At 58.2% G+C, this 364-nt stretch carries 1 protein-coding gene; it reads right to left on the minus strand.

Going from position 1 to position 364, the window contains the following annotated elements; all coding sequences use genetic code 11:
• Window positions 1-54: 54 nt before the first annotated feature.
• Window positions 55-364 (minus strand): alpha/beta fold hydrolase (locus AC0L20_RS40200; protein WP_473295701.1); only part of this gene is annotated, 310 nt, incomplete at its 5' end.

Here is a 364-nt window from a genome sequence, read left to right on the forward strand (position 1 = left end):
AAAGCGCTCGAAGGCACTGGCTGTGCCTGCGAGGCGGTTTTTCCAGTGGCTTGGCTACATCGGTCTTGCGAAAAAGCTCAGCACTTCTTCAAGCAATAGTTCTGGCACTTGCTCAGCGATGTAATGGCCGCAAGGTAAGGCTTTGCCGCGTACATCAGTCGCTACCTGCTGCCATTCCGTTAATGGATCGAAACAGCGCCCCACGGTGCCTTCGGCGCCCCATAGCACCAACAGCGGCTGCGTTAGCTGATTGCCGGCGTTGATATCCACGCGATCATGTTCCAGATCGATACCGGCCGAGGCGCGGTAATCCTCGCAAATGCCCCGTGCGCTGCCGGGCAGTTGCAGGCATCGCAGGTACTCG

The organism is Bradyrhizobium sp. Kon58, assembly GCF_055807455.1.